A 19,159-nucleotide genomic window follows, 5' to 3' on the forward strand; every position below is an offset into this window, starting at 1 on the left:
ATGAGTTTTTGCGCTTTTAATGATCACTTGGTGAATTTTTTGCACAAAGATATGCCTTTCTAAAATTTAAGGAATACTAAGCCATAAAATAGAAAGACAGCATATTACACCCAAAAACCATACAGTGGAGCGCAGGGAAGAGCAATTCAGCAAATAAAACAAATGGTAAAATAGCCGGGAAATAATATAGGCGATAGCGAAATATTGGGTCATTAAAGTAACTGAATTAGTCGCCAAAGCAGTTAAAGAGGCTGTTGCAAATATCAGTAAAGATTCAAAAGCATTTTGATGTGCTGCCAGTGCTCTTGCGCCAAACCCTTGCAAACGAGCTTGTTGCTCTCTGGGATAACGATTATCATAGCCACCTGCTTTATGCATGGCATAAGCGACGGGAACTTTTGCCAGATAAGGTAGCAATACAGCGATAAACAGGCAAACGATTACAGTAAACATAGTTTTAGAATCTTTCTGATTTGATATTAAAAATAACTGAATGACATATTAACCAGGTGGCTTTCTCAATTCAGTCGGGTGAATTTCATTGTAATCCACTTTGAATAGCTTTTAAATGACTTTCTGGTCAGATTCATGGAGTTACGACATTGGCCAGAGTCAGCTGTATATATATTAATACAACTGCTATAATTTTATTCTAATCTGGCATTCTGGTATGATGAAAATGAACGAGTATATTGAGCTTTATGAACGCCACAAATATGAGGGAAATAATACAATAGATGCTCTGATTCTGACTTTGAATAGTTTAAAACAGAGCAGGGAAAGCTGGGGGCAGGATAACAAGCTTGCCAAGTATTTAGGCTTTGGATTGCGTAATGCTAAACACCCTTTTTTTCAACCCAAAGTGACGCAAAAAAATTTACAAGTAATAGAAACTGTGATCGAAAAATTAAATGCTTTAAAAGAGAGCCCGGATTACCAACAAGAAGGAGAGACATCAACAACTCGCCTGGATATTTTAGGGATATTAGGAGAGCGATTTAACGAATTATCCAAGAATGGTAAAACTCGTGAATTATTTAATTATGTCATGTTTCATGAGGGTTCAATTGATTTCTCAATGAGAGAGAGCACTCTTGTAGAACCATCACCTTTAGAAATTCTTACTGGAAATGGAGAGCCTTACGAAGATGAACAAACGTGGGAACCTCCCTATATTCATCAACTACTCGATTCAAAAGGAATACCACATACAATTTTTGACTCTTTAGAAAACAATGATTTAAATCTTGAAAATGATCTGGGCGATCATGTGAAGTGGGCTTATGACAATATTTATCGTCATTCCTATCCTGACTCGCACCAGGAGTCGACTATAGCAAGATTTCATCACGGCATACAACATGTTACCCGAGCTGCAAACTATGCACCTGTATTTGCCAATTTATACAGGAGACATGGTAACGAGGAAGCCCAAAATTTAACAGCAACAGACATCAAACTCATTCAAATCGCTTTGTTATTCCATGATTCGGCCCGAGAAGGAGATGATGAAGATTTATGGGATCATGAAAGTGCTATCTTTTTATACTATTATCTGACACGCGTTTTACATATTGATGCAGAAACTGCAAAATTTGTAGCTGAGGCAACCGCCAACAAGGATCCGAGTCCCGAGAATGGCTATTTTCAGCTCATTGAGGACGAATATGGTCAATTATTCTGGCAGTTTGCTAAGTATGAAGAAGGACATTTTCCTGCAAAAAATATCTATCAAAAAATAATTCATGATTGCGATTGTCTTGATATCATCAGGGCAAGAAATCAATACGATGCCACCTATCTTGATTTTTATAAGGAGATAGCCAGCAAAAACAATCTTGCTTTAGAGGAGATGGCCGAACTTGTCATAGAAGCCAGAGGCCTTATCTATAGCCAGGGTGATTCCTACATTACTAAAAAAGAAGAAATCAAAACAGGTTATGAAAATGAGGAAGCTCATGCCCGCATAATCAGGGATATGCAGTCAGAAGCTTATCCTATACTCAGCACATTGTATGGCAAACTGTTATCTGTAGAAGAATTGCAGGCTATTACCTTGGTTAATCTTACTCCTTTCGATGAAACAGCAGGAATGGCTGGAGAAAATCTGCCTGCGGCATTGAGAGAGGGGAGAATTCTGGCTCGTGGTATTACTACACCAAGTGCCATGCCTACACTTAGGCCCAATAAACCAACTCTAACAGATGAAACATTGGCCGAAAGAGAAATGCGAAAATCCATGCGATCTGACAATATTAACATCAAAAGCAGAAAAGAAGCACCCAATCTCAAATACAAAAACCCGCTGCGCTCAACCTCCATACTCGGTTATGGAAGTGGAGTCTATCCAGCTGCAGGCATGTTGATCTTCAATCCGGATATAGGCCAAATTAAGAGAATTTCAGCTGAGGATTTTGATAGCGGCCGAGGTCAAAAAAACCATCTGGCCCATTTACAAGAAAAAGAATACAAAGAGTCTCGTGAAATTCTGGAAAGGGAACTTGATGATCTTCATCATAAAATGAAATTGGGCTTATTTGGCAAGAAAACGCAACTTGGCTCAAATTACGTTGAACTTTTATATGACATTAACAAATACGATGCCATTTTCTTTACTAATGACCCAACCATAGGAAATGAAATTGCCTATAATGATTTCAATCCAGCCCATCCCCTGTCCCCTCTCTTGCAAGCCATTTATTTACAGAAGCAGTATGCAAGACAATATGAAGAAACTCGTAAAGCTTATTATGAACGCTATGGACAAGAGAGGGGTGAAACACTATTCCTCGAACGCTTTGGCCCTAACCAATTTTTACCAATTTACGAATATTCCGGCTTAAGGAATAAGTTAACGCCTTGTGATACAGAAAAATTAACAGATGAGAATATTGTTAATATGTGGGTGGAGATGTGTTCTGATTTCATGAGAAATGCTCTGTCCCATATGGGTAGAGATAATAGCTATGATTTTTACGATGAACTTCTTTATAACATGAGTATTGAAGACATAAAAGTTTTAAGCATGTACAAAACAAAAGGAAATATATTGGCAAAAGTGAATCAACCAGCTGATTTAAGCTACAATGTTGAATTAAGGGAGAAAATTACTGATGCCATTGCCAAAGCTAAAGAAAAAATAATAGCAGAATATGAAGAGGCTGTTTTCAAAAGACTTCAAGACAATCAATTATCGCCATTTTCAAAAGAAGCATTTTTAGCACTAGAATATAGCCCTCATTTGAGAGATTTGTGCTCTGATAAAATAAAGGATGATCTATTACGCTTTATATACTCCCCAGATGGAGTCATTTCTTACAAATTATCAGATATTGCCTCAACCTCATTAAGAGAAAAAACAACGACGCTTGATATTCAACATTGCAGCACTAAGGAAAGGAATTTCTTGTGTAAAAATCAATTTTTACAAGCCTTTATTCTATGTCAGCAATTAGGTTTAGAGGGAGAAATACAATTCTTGCACAACAAAGTGAATGAATTGGCAATACAAGTTATTAAATGATCAAAGTGCTTTCATCACAGGGAGAAACTATGAATTGCAATCAGACTTACATCAGATGATTAACCTAAACAATATAATGACTTTAATAGATAAGGACAATCACCTAAGGGATAACATTGAATCAATCTTATTGGAAATAGTTTCTAAACTGATAGACACCTACACAAATGAAAGGCTGAATTTATACGACAGCTACATGCTACTTAAGACACTCCAAGATGCAGGCATTCCAGATGTCAAATTAAAACATTACTTTAGGCCTGTATTAAACAAAGCGAATGAGACCCTCCATGAGAGGAAACCCCATGAGTGGAATCATTATTGCGCCATTGCCAAGTTGGTAGGAGATGAAGCGAAACCTTATATTTATAGCTGGTTGAATGATTACGACAAGCCATTCTATTCCGAGATTAATTCCATGCTTGATACATTTAAGAGTGCCGGGATTGTTTTTGATGATGAAAATTTGGATGTATTCAAATCATTATTGGAAAAAATTCATTACAATGATGCGGCCTTCAACTACGTTCGCTTATCATATTGGCTTAGGGTGATGAATAACCTGCAATCCTTAGCTCCTGAAAGCCATTATTCAGAATCCCAACTGGAAATATTAAAAAACCAATTTGATAGAGTCATTGAAAAGCTTATCAAGACTACAAAATCAGAGTATGAACATGCTTCCTACTACTCACAAGAACAAAAATGTTACCGTCAATTAACATCGTTTGCTGAAGAAATTAACACCATTTTGGCCTCTGATTTCTGTTTACCAGTCCCTGACTCGCTGATTAGGGAATTCAATCTGACTCTGATTGCCTTTAGTGAAATGGACTTAAGCCAAACTAAAGTGGATGAATCAAAGTTTCATCTTTTAAAACAACTTCATAATAAATTGCCAAATCCGGAAAAAAGAGAGCATGCGATGGAAAAGCTCACTGAATGTATGGATTCAAAAAAACAAGTTGAAAAAGATCAAAAGCAAAACATTTCAGCAGCGGGCCTCTAGCCTGATAATATCAGACTGCGTCGATTCTGATTTGTACTCTTTGCGTATTTAAAAAAGCATATCAATTCATAGTGCGATGTTAACATCTTTTGGTTTGTAAAATTTATACCATATTTTATGCATTATCATGATTTAAGGATTTTTTATTTAAGATTGATGTTCTTGGCATGTACCGTTACTATTAATCTCATAACACTCTGTAAAAACGGAAATAACGGAGAAGTAAAATGAGTGATATCAGTCGTGGCGATATTCGGGTGAAGGGTTTTACTGATTCAGAAATGGATTTTCAATTAATCCGGCAACTGGGCTCCAGCAGCTATAGAGCAGCGTCAGTCGGTGAATGTTTAAATATTGCAAACACCATGAAAAATGAAGACCCTGAGGAATGGGTCAGACAGTTTGAACGGTTAGCCGAGTGGCAAAAAAAAGACGGTTTGGAGCGCATGGTAAAAAACCACATCATAAGCGGTCGAGAACAATTATTCAAAGCCTCCAATTCTTTTCGTGCTGCTGAATATTACTCCCCTCCTTCCTCAGAACATCACAGAAAATTAGGATTGAATTCAGCAGATTGCTTTTGCACAGCCATCTCAAGCATGGATATCCATTTTGAAAACCATTCCATTCCTTATAAAAACATCAATCTCCCCTGCTATTTTATCTCCCCTGCCAATGATGGAGAAAAACGAGATACCGTCATGATAGTCAGTGGCTTTGATGGAACTTTGGAAGAAGAGTTCCTCATGCGCGGATTAGCTGCGGTAGAACGTGGGTATAATGTGATTCATTTCGCAGGCCCCGGCCAAATGGATGTCTTTCGAAAATATCCGGACACTTATTTCGAGCCTGATTTTGAGCAAGTGGTCAAGAGAATCATTAATTATTTTGAGTTCAGGCAAGAAATCAATATGGCCAAACTGACATTGATGGGCATTAGTTTTGGAGGCTATTTTGCAACCCGTGCAGCGAGTCATGAACCAAGAATTAAGGTTTTAATTGCCAACTCCCCTATTCTGGATTTACATGCTTATATGTGTTCCTTTGTAAAAATGGACCCTTGTGAAATGCCTGATTCAGAAGATTTCGGTATCGATGACTTACCCTCTATACCCAATGAAGTGATGCCTCGCCAACTCAAAGCCCAAACAGAACATTTAATCAAAAGATTTGGGCAACCTACTTTTAAGGCAACATTTAATTATTTAAGAGAGTTCACCGTAGGTGATTCATTAAATCATATTAAAATCCCTTGCCTTGCATTATTAGGCAGTGGCGAAGGAGGAGAGCCTGGAAAACAATTCGCGGAGTTTTGCAAAATAACGAATTCTGCACACTATGAATTTAGTGATTTTGAAGGGGCTGGAAGTCATTGTCAGGTAGGCAATGTTTCTTATTCCAATGCTGTGGTTTATGATTGGTTAGATAATTTATAAATAATAGTGTGCCTCTGCTTATATAAAGAGATAAGAAATAAAGCAACTGATTTATTCGAGCACTGTTGAACCAAAAGGAATTAAGTATCATGTCACCAGATGATTCAAAGAAAAAATCAAAAGGACACATTGTCTTGTCTTCACACCCGGCACGTCATACACAAGCCCCATTAAAAATCAAATGGGGTGAAAAAAATCCTAAAGACAGAGGACCTGTTATTGCCTCTCTCACCAACATCAAAAATCGAAATGCTGTTGGAACTCACTCAGGGTCTTATTCTGTTTACAGAGCCTTGGCAGTAGCCGCTGGTCTGCTGGATCCCGAACACGTTCCTGATCTGACCGACACCATGCCCCCTGTCGATATAGGGCCTCATAAACAATGGAGTGAAACAGGTAAAATTGTCTCCCTCGATCCCTGGGGACATCTTGTGGCTTCTGTTTTCTCAGAGGAAATAAAAGCTGGATATGACATCAGACCAACAATTGCAGTCACAAGAGCACATATTAATATCCCGGAATTGCATATCGCCATGCAAAAAGGCAGATTAAAACCTGATGGAAAAATTTTAAGTGAAACAGGGGATGTTGTGGTAACCAAGGCCGCGATTGAACCAGTGTGGTACTTGCCTGGAATCGCAGAGCGCTTCCAGGTTTCAGAAGCATTGCTAAGACGCACTCTTTTTGAACAAACAGCAGGAATGTTCCCTGAACTGGTAACCCGCAGTGATTTGGATGTTTTTTTACCACCTATTGGCGGCTTAACTGCTTATTTCTTTGGTGATGTGACCACTATTCATAATCCGGAAATCGAATTAACTTGCCGTATTCATGATGAATGTAACGGCTCAGATGTCTTTGGCTCTGACATATGCACCTGCAGACCTTATTTGGTTCATGGAATTGAGTTATCCATTGAATCCGCACAAAAAGGAGGAGCAGGCCTTATCGTTTACAATCGCAAAGAAGGAAGAGCGCTGGGGGAAGTCACTAAATTTCTCGTTTATAACGCCAGAAAAAGACAGAAAGGTGGCGACACAGCCGCCAAATACTTTGAAAGAACGGAATGCGTTGCCGGTGTTCAGGATATGCGTTTCCAGGAATTAATGTCCGATATTCTTCATTGGCTAGGGATCACTAAAATTCATCGTTTTGTTTCTATGTCCAATATGAAATACGATGCTTTGCTCAAATCCGGAATCAATGTCATTGAACGGGTAAAAATACCAGATGAACTGATTCCCCCAGATGCCCGGGTAGAAATAGATGCCAAGCGTGCTGCAGGATATTACTCGCCTGAAGGAATTATTGATATCAACGAATTGGCCAAATCCAAAGGACGCGCCCTTCATGAATAATCAAGAGCAACAAATACAAAATGTTCTGAATATGCTTCGTGATCCTCACACCATCCGTGCACAGTCACATCGTATTTTAAATTTGGCGAAACAGAATCAATTAGAGCATTTTTCCCTGAACCCAGAAAAAATGACAACGACAGCATCGTATATCGTAGACATTATTACCAGCCGTTATCCTGAGCTTGATATTCCATACCACAGCCGATGGCGTCATTTTGAAATGGATGGCCTTCCCCGAATTCATAATTTACTCAAACAATTGGGGCCAATTTCCCCCTCAGAATGGGGAAAAATACTCTACGAACTGGTCATCATCAGTGTTTTCCTCGATGCAGGGGCAGGCCCCCTATGGCGCTATAAAGAAGCCATCACAGAAAAGGAATACAGTCGCTCTGAGGGATTAGCACTGGCCAGTTTATATCTTTATGAAAACGGAGTATTTAGTGCCGACCCAAACAACCCTTTCCGCGTGGACGCCGAGCGTCTGCTTAACTTTAAAGAAACGGAGCTCATAAAAGGTTTTCAGGTCACCCCAACCAATTTGCTTGAAGGAATACCCGGACGAGTATCCTTGCTTAATCGTCTTGGAGAAATTATTCATCGTAAGGAACACTATTTTAATCATCAGGGGCGCCTTGGTGAGTTTTATACTTATGTTGGATCTTTGCAAAACAACAACATACTGTCTGCTACCCAATTATTTCAGGCCGTGTTAGAAGCTTTCAATGATATATGGCCTGTTCGATTGATATATCATGGTGTATCTCTAGGTGATGTTTGGATCCATAACGCATTAAAAACTGAAGAACCAGGCTCTGAATACATACCTTTTCACAAATTATCGCAATGGCTCACTTATTCTTTAGTAGAACCACTGGAACAAACCGGTATTCATGTCACTGATTTGAATGCACTGACCGGCTTGCCTGAGTATCGAAATGGTGGTTTACTAATTGACACCGAACTATTAAAAGTAAGAAATCATGAAATTCTGGAGCAACCTCAAGACCCCGGCTCAGAACCCATAATTGAATGGCGTGCTTTAACCGTGGCCTTGCTCGATGAGTTAGCTTTATTAATCAGGCAACAGCTCAACATGAACGCAAAATCTCTTCCTTTAGCCAAAATACTGCAAGGAGGCACTTGGGAAGCGGGGCGACAGATTGCTCAAAGAAAAAGAATTAATGGAACACCCCCAATACAAATTATCAGTGATGGCACGGTATTTTAATAAGGAATAATAATGGACTTCAATCAAGTAATGGTTATAAATCATCCCCTCATTCAGCACAAACTCACCATAATGCGGAAAAAAGAAACCAGCACTGTAAAATTTCGAACACTGATGCACGAAGTCAGCATGCTATTAGCTTATGAAGTTACTCGGGATTTGGAAATAGAATATGAAGAAATAGAAACTCCTCTCGCTACTATGCAGTCACCTGTTTTGAAAGGGAAAAAACTTGTTTTTGTCTCGATATTACGCGCGGGTAATGGTTTACTGGATGGCATGTTACAACTAGTTCCTACTGCCCGAATTGGTCATATAGGTCTCTACCGAGATCCTAAAACGCTCGAAGCAGTCGAATATTACTTCAAACTACCTGAACATACAGAAGACAGAGATGTGATTGTTGTTGACCCCATGCTGGCAACAGGAAATTCAGCCATTGCTGCGGTTAAAGAGGTCAAAGCCTTACATCCCAAATCAATTAAATTTCTTTGTCTACTGGCCGCTCCTGAAGGAATTTCCAATTTTCATGGAGAACATCCTGATGTTCCAATATTCACCGCAGCCATAGATGAGCAACTGAATGATCATGGATACATTGTCCCTGGTTTAGGCGATGCAGGAGACAGACTATATGGCACAAAATTAGCTCATTAATGCTGCATTATCCTTATTTCAACGATACCGAATCAGCCTTTAGTGAGCTTAAATAGTAATTAAGAATGTCTTGCCCTTTCAGTAATGACTGCTTTCATCTTTTGACAAGGGCATGCTGAAAAATTACCACTAACTGTTCTGTGGACCCCTCTGAGTGTTTATGCGGGACAACAGATGTGATGTATCAAGATTCTGAAGAATTTTGGCAGGGAAATGCTAAGAAACAAACACCAGCAAATATAATCTCTTGGCATATCCCTTATTGCATAAAGTCATATCTACAGGACTTACGATAAACCCCAATCTCTATGTTAAACAATGTTTTTAATACGGTCATTTAGTGTATCTAAACTCCCTCATTAAAAACATTTTTTGCCTCGACCCTGGAGTTTTTCGTAAGTCCTGATCCAATCACTCTACGAGGGAGCGAAGAATGTTAGAACTGAACGACAAAGAAAACGCAGTCATTAAGGCTATACATCATAATCATAAGAAACGACTTGAAAGCCAAATGATAACGCGTTTTGGGGTATATTTTGAGCAATCAAACCATCCTGAAAAATTATATTCCTGGATAGAAAAAATTGAAGACACACGCCTCTTAGCTAATCACTATCTGGATACTATCGCTCTAAGTCGAGCTCCAAGCACCATATCGTCATTAGAAAAGGAAACGGCAGGCTCTTCCTATTACATTGAAAAGGCAAAACTGCTTATTCCAGAATCCATAAGGAATTTTCTTTCTGAAATCAACTCTTCCAATGACAATACCTTATTCAATTTTGTAGCTGCAGAGGTCTTTTCCCTTGCTTTAGGCAAATCAATTACCGACCTGTTATTTGATTACTTCAATAATGAATTTTTAGGAGCGCCAGAGAATGTTCAAAAAGAGTTTAATGAAACCCTGGAAAAACAAACTGAATTATCCAATTTGATAAAGAAAGAATGTGAGCGCATCTCCATAGAAATTATCAAATTATTCCATTTTAGAGAAATGCTGCTGCTTGGAAAAATAAGCAAATCACCCATCGAACCCAATTCCAGAGAGGAATTCATTGCCAAAGCAAAGATTGCAAACCAGTCTGGCGAATCCATTCATATAGCTATCGAAATCTATTTTGCACGTGAATTAAGTCGTATTTTTAACTCAGGTTTTAAGTCACTTTATCAAGTCCACGATGTGGAAATTCAAAGTGAACATCAATCGCCTCTGGTCAAGTGGATCAATCAAATGTCAGAGTCTGAACAGGTTCGCTTGGCCTTTACCCAGGAAATCCAGTTGAAATTCATGCTCCTGGCAAGAGATTTTTTACTGGAAAAAATGAATCAGAAAGGAATACTCGCAAGATACCCTATTATTTTTTCACTCTTTGCGGGAGTCATTATTGCTCCAATAGTCGGTGTGACTATGAGTATTATTACTGGCGGTACTTTTCTATGGGCTATAGCAGCTCTGGCTTTGCTGGTTTTTGCTCTCTCTTGTATAGCAACACACCTCCTAATCAATAAACTCAGCGTATTAACCTATCAACGTTCTTCTGATAATAGAACTCATATTCAGCAATCTATCGACATGATAAATGGAGAGTTTTTACGTTTGAAAAAAGAAAGTTTATTAAAAAAAGAAACAACCAGTGAAATTATTGAAAATACAAGGGATTTTCAAAAAATCAATCAGAATTTTCTTTTAGTCACGATTGGTAAAAAGGTAGCCAGAGGCTCAGTATCGGGATGGCTAAGAGAATACGCTTCTCGATACAGGCACAGTAAAGCCATCGAAATCGATTTGGGAGACGAGTACAAGGAATTAATTACTCAAAGCAGGATACAAACTCAAGAGCTCATTCGTTCGATTAATAAAAAGAAATCCAATTTATTATTCAAATGGATTCACGATACCATGACTTATTTGCAGGATGAAAAAAATCAATCCGTGATTGAAGAATTTGAATTAATCCCCAAAATCAAAGAGCAAGTCCTTGAGATTGTCTGTCAACTCAATTACATCCCCCCTATGTTATTGAAATTCTATTCTAACTCCAGAGAGAAAGGTGGCCTGGGGGGTAATGAATCCGATTTTTCTCATATAAAACGTTTGACCCCTATCGATGCGCCAGACAAACCCAAGCATAACCCCTATCATTATCTCTGCGATACAGCCCTGAATTTATTTAAAAAACATGAGCCTTTATATACTTCGACTTGTATTTTTTTAGGAGACCCGGAATATCGACAAATGTTAGGTATCGCCAGAAGAGATGCAGGAGAACCTGTAACGGCGGAAAACATCAATCGTTATCTTGATAACTCCTATGCCTTTTTATTATCGCTTTGCCATAAAATCAAACCTGGATTAGGACTGGATCCCTTGCAACAATCAGCACACGTCACGGATGAATTCGTTCTCTACAGAATGCTGTTATTAAAGCAGTTGGCAGCAATTTCCGAATCTGATAGCAAAGAAATAAGCAATGAAATCAAATTTAAGATTAGACTTTTTATTCAAAAATACTTTAATCAGGATACCAAAGTCATTTTTGATGATCTTGAAAACCAAATGTTTTTGCTAAACAAGGAAGCCCCCAACTCCCGTATCTATAAAAACAGCGATCATTTTGAGGTAATTGATACGGAATTGGATAACATTTTTCAAGCCATCACTCTTGATATGGCTTATAACTCCAATAATTTCAGATTCATTGATATTCTTGACTACTTCATTAACAAATTTATTAAAGAACACGACTCCCAGTCCGCAACAGTATTTGCTTATGGAAAAGCAGAACAGGAAATCAACCCTCAGGGCACAAAATATTATCTTAAAACTCTTGCTGAATATTGCAAAAATACGGCTGAATTTTTAAAAAGCGCTCAAACCAATAAAACATTGACAGCCACAAATCTTCTTGATTGTTATCGATACAATATCAGCTTGCAAGTTTGTAGAACACAAATTCGGATTATCTGTAGCATAAAGGAAATCAATAAGCTAAGAGTGACGAATGAGACTACTGAACAAATAGCCATTCTACTCAAGTCCTTTCAACAACTTACAGAATTTGCAAAAATCCATTGTTACTCATTAAAACCTGACTCCTCCTGTTATCGATTATTTAAACTGATTGAAAACAAAGCCTTGCAATCTACTTTATCCAGAGATTGGATAAGACGACTTGATGCAAAAGAAGCACTCATTTACATGATGGATGATCTGCCTAATCAATTAAAACTTTCTTCGAATTATAACGTTTCCAGTTTATTTTTTAGTCCGATAAATGAAGATAAAAGGGGAAAAATCGAAAACTCGGAAGAAATTATAGCGAGACCAGCTAAGCTGATTTAAGGGTCTTCTTTAAAATAAGTAGAAACACAATAACATGGAGACTGGATACCCAACATAAGGACATCCAGTTTTTAATGAGGCAGTTTAGATAAACCAAATGACTGAATTAAAAATATTTTTTAACAATGAGATTAGGGTTTTTCGTAAGTCCTGTAGAAATCTTACATCCCACTAGCATAAACACTTTTGGTTTCCGATTGTCCCTTTTCTTGCAATTCAAATTGCGTTTTCTGGTAATCCAAAGATTGTTGCCACCTGGAAATAATAATCGTGGCGATTGCATTAGCCATCATATTAATAATTGACCTGGCTTCATTCATAAATTTATCGATACCCAAAACAAGAACAACACCTGCGGCAGGAATATGTCCTATAGTCGCTAATGAGCTGGCTAACACAATAAATCCACTTCCCGATACCCCAGCGGCTCCCTTGGAACTAATGATCATGACTCCCAGAAGCGATAACTCCTGCCAAATCGTTAAATCAGTATTGGTAGCCTGTGCAATAAACATGGCTGCCATGGTTAAATAGATTGCCGTCCCTGCCAAGTTAAAAGAATATCCTAAAGGCAGAATCAAACCGACTACAGATTGCTCACATCCCAATCGTTCCAGTTTCTGCATCAAACTCGGCAATACGGTCTCGGAGGAAGCGGTACTCCATACAATTAAAAGCTCATCCTTTAAATACCGTAGCAAATGCCAGATATTAATTTTGCAGTACCATTGCAAAAGACTTCCCAAGATAATCAATATAAAGAAAATGGAGGTCAGATAATAACAAGCCAATAATCCAATTAAATTAAACAAAGGGCCAACTCCAAATTTCCCAACGCTGAACGCCATAGCAGCAAAGGCAGCTACAGGCGCCATATACATTACAAGATGAATGATTTTAAAAAAGACATTAGACAGGATTTGCATCCCATTAACCAAGGATTTGCCCATATTGCCTGTAAGAATCAGACCTATAGCAAACAATATCGAAATAAAAATAACTTGCAGCAGCTCGCCATCGACAAAAGCGCTAATAAACGTTCTGGGGATTATATTAATCAGCAGATCAGTAACATTAGTTACCTTGTGTGCACCCTCTAGGTAAGAACTCGCTTCTTTGACATCCAGAGAATTGGGATTCACATTTAAACCAACACCTGGCTTAAAATAATCCGTGGCCAGAAGACCTATCAACAAAGCCAGGGTTGTAATGAAGGTAAAAAAAAGCAATGCCCCACCTGCCAAGCGCCCAACTTGCCTCATATCATTCATTGCTGCAATCCCGGAGACCAGAGTGAGAAATATAATAGGCGAAATTAACATCTTAATGATTTTGATAAAAACATCGGCAATGGTTTTTAATTGAATCCCTACATCAGGCAAAAAGTATCCAAGTAAAATACCAATGAAAACACCCAGAAGAACTTGTACATATAATTTTTTAAGAAAATTCATTTTTATTCTCCAGGTCGTTTACTATAAACAACTATTCAAAAGCAAAGCTTGAAGCACTAAAAATTCTTTCCCTAGACAAATCATTATTACATGAATAGTTTAAATTATTCTAGATATGATCAATATTGATATATTTTTTCAATTTTAACTATTATTACAACAATTTGAAGATATTTTGAAAAATAAAATTGCAGATCGATCACTTCAGGTTAGCTTGATACATTCTTATTACTGGATAAACCCGGAGCAGCCTAGGCCAGATCTGGACAATCGTTAAGAAATGAGTCAGATGAAAGGAGTAAATTATCTATATCCAGAGTTTAGGGATTATTGTACAAAAACAACCCATTTTCATCATTGCCATTACTGATATCACAAAGCCAATCGATAATTAACACGCTTGTGCCTAAAGCCGGATTATAGAAATTGACATGCAAAGTAGCAGTGTTATCTTCAAAGACATTCAAACGGCCAGAAACCGATAAAAACACGCCAGGCGAATGTTCAAATATCTTGCTTGATACAGTAGTGACCGTATCTCGCAATTGATCATTAATCCTGGTTCGAAAATGCAAATACTCCGTAAAGTTGAATCTTGTGGAAGCGCCATCCAAATTTTGTACTAATTGAGTTTGCAGTGCGGGATCTGTAATTTGGCATCGATCCAATCTTATAATGGCCTTGACATCATCACCTTGTTCAACTGCTTTAACTAATTGCGCAAAATTAGTCAACAAGGAAGTGTTAGTTGACAAAGAAGTAATTGCATGGGCATGGCCTATAAATAAAGACAAATAAATTAACAAAAGAAAGCTATTCCATTTCTTCATAACGTCCCCTCTTATTGATTCATTATTTGCTTAATCTATAAGAACAAATATTACATAAAGTGTATAATCAATAATTTATATTTGCCAGAAAATTTCATTTTCTTTTAAGAAAATTGGGGATTTTATGTAAGTCGTGTAGAATTTAGTAAGCTTTTTTAAAAGGTAATAAAAGCAATAATATTTTGGGCTGATGAAAAAGTAAGCATTCACGGGGATAAATTTCGAGGTCGAGTTAAAAAGATCAAAATTTTTCATAAACTCTATATTTTCAAAATGGGTATCCTTTTGTTTCTTTAGAGTAACGTGAGTTATGAATAAAGATTATATAAGAACCAGTCGATACCTAGAGAGCCGTTCAGGCTGAGGAGATGCATAAGCGGTTTGAGATAACAACTGATTTTATCCATAACTCACGTTAGTATAGATACCCTGGAATTCACGTCATACATTTAATCCAAAGAGACACTATGCAAAACATACAGCACCTGATTGACTACATTCTTCATATCGATGTTTATTTAAATGCCTTTGTATCAACATACGGTTTTTGGACCTATCTTGCGTTATTTGCTGTCATCTTTTGTGAGACAGGCCTTATCGTCACACCTTTCTTACCGGGAGATTCCCTATTATTTGCTGCAGGAAGTATCGCCGCTCAACCAGGAAATCCTATGAATATCATGCTGTTGTTTGTTTTGCTTTTCATGGCTTCAATATTAGGGAATCAAGTGAATTTTCTTGCTGGACGCGTAATAGGTCCTCGTATCTTCAGTGCCAAGCGCTCCTGGTTACTGAATCCAAAACATCTGCATGATACTCATGTTTTTTATGAGAAACATGGTGGTAAAACAATAATACTGGCACGTTTTATTCCCATAATACGCACATTTGCACCATTTATTGCAGGGGTTGGTAGTATGCGATCAATGCATTTCACGATTTTCAATCTGATCAGCGCCATACTTTGGATTGGAAGTCTTCTAAGCCTGGGATATTTTTTAGGCTCTATTCCATTAATAAAAGAGAATTTCTCATTAGTTATCTATGGGATCATAGCGATTTCAATTTTACCGCCTATCATTGCATTAATTAGTAAAAAATCAACGTCCTCAATCAAAAAATAATAAACTAAGTGACTGAATTAAAAACATTTTTTAACGAGGAGATTGGAGATTTTCGCAAGTTCTGACTTTATGAGGATGTAAAAGGCTAAACATGCCTTTTACATCCTGCTCTTATTAGGGAACGTATCTGTTGGCAAACAATTGCACTTCTAAAACAGAAGCTAATTTATTTAAAGAAGAAGTAAAATGCCTGGACAAATATTGTAAATCTTTTTTATTGTCATGATCCCCTTGTAATTCATGCAGTAACATTGTTCTATAAGAATGCGGGTGCGTATTTCCATTCCTGCTGTCATTTAAATAATGAACCAAAGCTTCTTTGGCTTGATTGTAATCTGTTATTTTAGAAAATGTTTTACAGAAATTATTAGCCCGATCCCGGCCTGTTTGACCATGGTAATGAAAGAAGCAAAACCAGATACTTTCACTGTGAGTTGTATAGGCGAGCGTCGCATTGGCAACGATTCGTTTTAGTTGCTCCAATTTTCTCTGATCTTCACTAACTACCGGCCTATCATGGAAAATACCTTTACTGATTGGTTTATTGGCTTCATTTCCTTTCCTGTTATGAGGATTAGTTAATGTATCAAAAGGAGGTACTATAAAGTCTCGATCCGATTTTTTTCCGAGAAGATCCTCGGTAACTGTTGGTTGATCCATTGTTCTTTTAACTCCACTTAAAGGGGAGTTACGTGCCAGAAGCATTCCTGTAGTGGCTCTCGCCGTCGTAATTTGGGTAGTCCAATGTGTATTATTGCTATTAGTTAAAGTAAGAGTATGTCGTTCTGGAATATCGACAAATTCTTGAATTGGACTATCATTCCTTAGCACATGAAGATTCACCTCAAACGCTTCGGCTAAATAATCTAAATCCAAATGAGTTCCCCAGAAAAAATCCTGAGTGATGTTATTCATAGCAGTAATGATAGGTGACTCACTCCTTGGCTCTGTTTCCAGAGTGATATTGGCTGGATTCGTGGTTTCGCCATACAATAAATTCAAAAAGAGAGGAACCAAAACATCATTTTCATGCCCTGGATGTACACTGTCTCGATCGATCTCTGCCATTTTAATCAGTATAGGAACAGAATCTGCAAAAGGATTGAAACGAGAGTCCGTATCCTGAGGATCACCATAATATAAGGCTGCAAAATTAACAAAATTGCTGTTTCCAGTTAAGCGATTATAATTTCCATTTCTGAATACACAAACATTTCTTAATTCCCGTATTTGATATTGATAGGTCACTATTCTTAAGGAGCTTTGCAACCTGTCCAGTAATTCTTTATTGGGATCTTCAAGATTAAGTTGCAAAATCTCGTCGTATAGCCCTGAAATTGACCTATCGAGACCTACCCATCGATCAAACATGGTTCTTCTATTATATTTTGCCTCTTCCTGAATTATATTCACCAAACCCATTGCAAAGGCATAAAAAGCACAATTGCCAAGGCCAGGATTATCAATGGTTCTTTCTCTTAAGAAAACGCCAGGCTCTTCAATCAAATCCAATTGCTCAGATGTTGGTGCACTGACTTGTTTATCACCTCGATAAGCTTCCAAAGACGTCATTTTCAAACGTGGAGGTGTCGCATCCAGAAAGCGTTCGTTATCTTCTTCATTACACAACACATTCCAATGCTCTTCCTTGTTCTCTAATCTGATTTTGATTCGGCTGTCCGTAATGTCTTCTTCTCTATTCTCAACCAGACTGATCGATAAAGCATCTGTCATACCCTTTAATTCATTGCAACTATAACCCCTTTGAAAAGCATGAGGATCTGAACTGATTTTTTTCTTTAAAGCAGATAGTAATTCTTTTGCTCGTTCTGTCAGAAATTGTTTTACATTTTCACGGGTCAATTCAAGTGTGTAGTCTTTAAGAATTTCTCGTAATTTATCCAATAAGGGAGCCCTGTCTTTTTTCAAATCCAGATTTTCCAATTTGGGAAAAAGAGCCTCGCCCAAATCTCCTGTGTTCTGCAATTGAAACCAGGCTTGTCCATTTTCAATATTGGCCTTATTTTTCCATACAAGATTGGTTAATTCATTGAGAATTTCTTCATCCAGATGATGTTGATATCTCTGATTCAAATTAAATAATACGGGTGCCAAAATCAGCTCAATGTCTCTGGTATCGTTGTAATAGGCTAACCACTCTTTTAAAGTTTTCCAGCTTTTGGGATTAAATTGCGGGTGATGTTTGGCAAATTCATCCAGTAAGGCCTGATAGCCGGGTGTATCCGACAGCGAATCCAGTCTTCCGCTCAAGATCTCGATACTCAGCCCAATAGCCACTGCATTAAATAGACAAGCACCATCTCCAGTAGCCTTAATTGTCTTTGCCATACATACTCCCGATAGTTCTGGTCAGTGAATAAAATTAATGTTCACATATTGTACTCTAAGGGGGTATAATAATCAATTAAAAACAGCTCATCAGGCTTTTAAAAAATTAATTATCCACTGGGCAATAATCGTGTCATCCTCATGTAATTCAAGGGATTTCATCCCTTTTGCAAATTCAATTTCATTGACCGAATCCTCACGAGAGACCATCAAATCACGAGAATAAGATTTAGTAAACTCAGGGTGCCCCTGCACACTAAAGAAAGAACCAATTTGCATCATATAATTTGGACAAAAATCGCTTCCTGCCAATATCTCCGCACCAGTTGGTAATTCAATCACCTGATCTTGATGGCTAACCAACAAATTGAAGCAATTTAGAGATGGTTTCATCCATTCTTTAAATTGATAAATTTGATTTTGTGACATACCTACCCCCCAACCCTTGGGAGATTTAATCACTTTTCCACCTAAGGCTTTCGCTATTAATTGATGCCCAAAGCAAATACCGATTAATTTTTTTTGGGAAGCATGCAAAGTACGAACGAACTCTTCAAGCTTCCTTATCCAGGGATAATCATCATTCACCCCATGTCGACTCCCTGAGATCAGATAAGCGTCTACGGCATGGACATCTGTTGGCAGCTCCCCATGCTCTGCATCAAATACAGTAAATTCAAGAGTAGCATCTGCCGGGCGTAATAGATTGGCAAACATCTCAGGGTATTGACCATGATCTTCGACAAATACTTCACTTACCTTATCACAAAGCAAAATACCAAGATTCATTTAACTCACCTAATTAATTATTGGAAAATTCTTGTCAGCTGGATTAGGCTTCA

Annotated in this window: 11 protein-coding genes and 1 pseudogene; 7 read left to right on the forward strand and 5 right to left on the reverse strand. The window is 37.8% G+C overall.

The features are described from left to right. Window positions 1-66: 66 nt before the first annotated feature. The gene (locus CC34_RS0112845; protein ID WP_028377850.1) at window positions 67-453 is read right to left on the reverse strand and encodes an MAPEG family protein; all 387 of its coding nucleotides are present in this window, start codon (window positions 451-453) and stop codon (window positions 67-69) included. Between the two features lie 220 nt (window positions 454-673). Here CC34_RS0112845 and CC34_RS01000000116590 point away from each other — a divergent pair. The 6 genes and pseudogenes from CC34_RS01000000116590 to CC34_RS0112875 all read left to right on the forward strand — a co-directional run bounded on the left by CC34_RS01000000116590 (window position 674) and on the right by CC34_RS0112875 (window position 12,560). Then, a pseudogene (locus CC34_RS01000000116590) lies at window positions 674-4,532 on the forward strand (lpg2239 family Dot/Icm T4SS effector). A 227-nt stretch (window positions 4,533-4,759) separates the two neighbouring features. Further along, a complete protein-coding gene (locus CC34_RS0112855; RefSeq protein ID WP_028377848.1) occupies window positions 4,760-5,968 on the forward strand; it encodes an alpha/beta hydrolase family protein in 1,209 nt (402 codons plus the stop codon). Window positions 5,969-6,057: 89 nt separating this feature from the next. After that, window positions 6,058-7,326, forward strand: coding sequence for a GTP cyclohydrolase II (locus CC34_RS0112860; RefSeq protein WP_027227283.1), 1,269 nt, complete (start codon window positions 6,058-6,060; stop codon window positions 7,324-7,326). Continuing rightward, on the forward strand, window positions 7,319-8,560 hold the full coding sequence (locus CC34_RS0112865) for a URC4/urg3 family protein (RefSeq protein ID WP_028377847.1): 1,242 nt from the start codon (window positions 7,319-7,321) through the stop codon (window positions 8,558-8,560). The genes CC34_RS0112860 and CC34_RS0112865 overlap by 8 nt, the downstream gene beginning before the upstream one ends. A gap of 12 nt (window positions 8,561-8,572) precedes the next feature. After that, complete coding sequence (upp, locus tag CC34_RS0112870) at window positions 8,573-9,217, forward strand: uracil phosphoribosyltransferase (protein WP_027222345.1); 645 nt, start codon at window positions 8,573-8,575, stop codon at window positions 9,215-9,217. A 433-nt stretch (window positions 9,218-9,650) separates the two neighbouring features. Continuing rightward, window positions 9,651-12,560 carry a hypothetical protein gene (locus CC34_RS0112875; protein ID WP_028377846.1) on the forward strand — a complete coding sequence of 970 codons (2,910 nt, stop codon included), beginning with the start codon at window positions 9,651-9,653 and terminating at the stop codon, window positions 12,558-12,560. 161 nt (window positions 12,561-12,721) lie between these two features. Here the strand turns inward: CC34_RS0112875 and dctA are convergent, their stop codons facing one another. Further along, on the reverse strand, window positions 12,722-14,014 hold the full coding sequence (dctA, locus tag CC34_RS0112880; RefSeq protein WP_027227286.1) for a C4-dicarboxylate transporter DctA: 1,293 nt from the start codon (window positions 14,012-14,014) through the stop codon (window positions 12,722-12,724). A 320-nt stretch (window positions 14,015-14,334) separates the two neighbouring features. Continuing rightward, window positions 14,335-14,844 carry a VirK family protein gene (locus CC34_RS0112885; RefSeq protein ID WP_028377845.1) on the reverse strand — a complete coding sequence of 170 codons (510 nt, stop codon included), beginning with the start codon at window positions 14,842-14,844 and terminating at the stop codon, window positions 14,335-14,337. 467 nt (window positions 14,845-15,311) lie between these two features. Between CC34_RS0112885 and CC34_RS0112890 the strand changes: the two genes are divergently transcribed. Beyond that, complete coding sequence (locus tag CC34_RS0112890) at window positions 15,312-15,968, forward strand: DedA family protein (RefSeq protein WP_027227288.1); 657 nt, start codon at window positions 15,312-15,314, stop codon at window positions 15,966-15,968. Window positions 15,969-16,082: 114 nt separating this feature from the next. Here CC34_RS0112890 and CC34_RS0112895 read toward each other — a convergent pair whose 3' ends face one another. Continuing rightward, window positions 16,083-18,317 carry a hypothetical protein gene (locus CC34_RS0112895; RefSeq protein WP_027227289.1) on the reverse strand — a complete coding sequence of 745 codons (2,235 nt, stop codon included), beginning with the start codon at window positions 18,315-18,317 and terminating at the stop codon, window positions 16,083-16,085. A 90-nt stretch (window positions 18,318-18,407) separates the two neighbouring features. Further along, the gene (locus CC34_RS0112900) at window positions 18,408-19,106 is read right to left on the reverse strand and encodes a glutamine amidotransferase-related protein (protein WP_027227290.1); all 699 of its coding nucleotides are present in this window, start codon (window positions 19,104-19,106) and stop codon (window positions 18,408-18,410) included. Between the last annotated feature and the right edge of the window lie 53 nt (window positions 19,107-19,159).

Source organism: Legionella pneumophila subsp. fraseri (genome assembly GCF_000586315.1).
In the GTDB taxonomy this organism is placed as follows: Bacteria; Pseudomonadota; Gammaproteobacteria; order Legionellales; family Legionellaceae; genus Legionella; species Legionella pneumophila_B.

Bases quoted from the DNA above. Each gene is read 5' to 3' on its own strand.
- CC34_RS0112885 (WP_028377845.1), bottom strand. From the start codon at position 14,844: ATGAAGAAATGGAATAGCTTTCTTTTGTTAATTTATTTGTCTTTATTT.
- CC34_RS0112845 (WP_028377850.1), bottom strand. From the start codon at position 453: ATGTTTACTGTAATCGTTTGCCTGTTTATCGCTGTATTGCTACCTTAT.
- CC34_RS0112875 (WP_028377846.1), top strand. From the start codon at position 9,651: ATGTTAGAACTGAACGACAAAGAAAACGCAGTCATTAAGGCTATACAT.
- CC34_RS0112865 (WP_028377847.1), top strand. From the start codon at position 7,319: ATGAATAATCAAGAGCAACAAATACAAAATGTTCTGAATATGCTTCGT.
- CC34_RS0112860 (WP_027227283.1), top strand. From the start codon at position 6,058: ATGTCACCAGATGATTCAAAGAAAAAATCAAAAGGACACATTGTCTTG.
- upp (WP_027222345.1), top strand. From the start codon at position 8,573: ATGGACTTCAATCAAGTAATGGTTATAAATCATCCCCTCATTCAGCAC.
- CC34_RS0112855 (WP_028377848.1), top strand. From the start codon at position 4,760: ATGAGTGATATCAGTCGTGGCGATATTCGGGTGAAGGGTTTTACTGAT.
- CC34_RS0112890 (WP_027227288.1), top strand. From the start codon at position 15,312: ATGCAAAACATACAGCACCTGATTGACTACATTCTTCATATCGATGTT.
- CC34_RS0112900 (WP_027227290.1), bottom strand. From the start codon at position 19,106: ATGAATCTTGGTATTTTGCTTTGTGATAAGGTAAGTGAAGTATTTGTC.
- CC34_RS0112895 (WP_027227289.1), bottom strand. From the start codon at position 18,317: ATGGCAAAGACAATTAAGGCTACTGGAGATGGTGCTTGTCTATTTAAT.
- dctA (WP_027227286.1), bottom strand. From the start codon at position 14,014: ATGAATTTTCTTAAAAAATTATATGTACAAGTTCTTCTGGGTGTTTTC.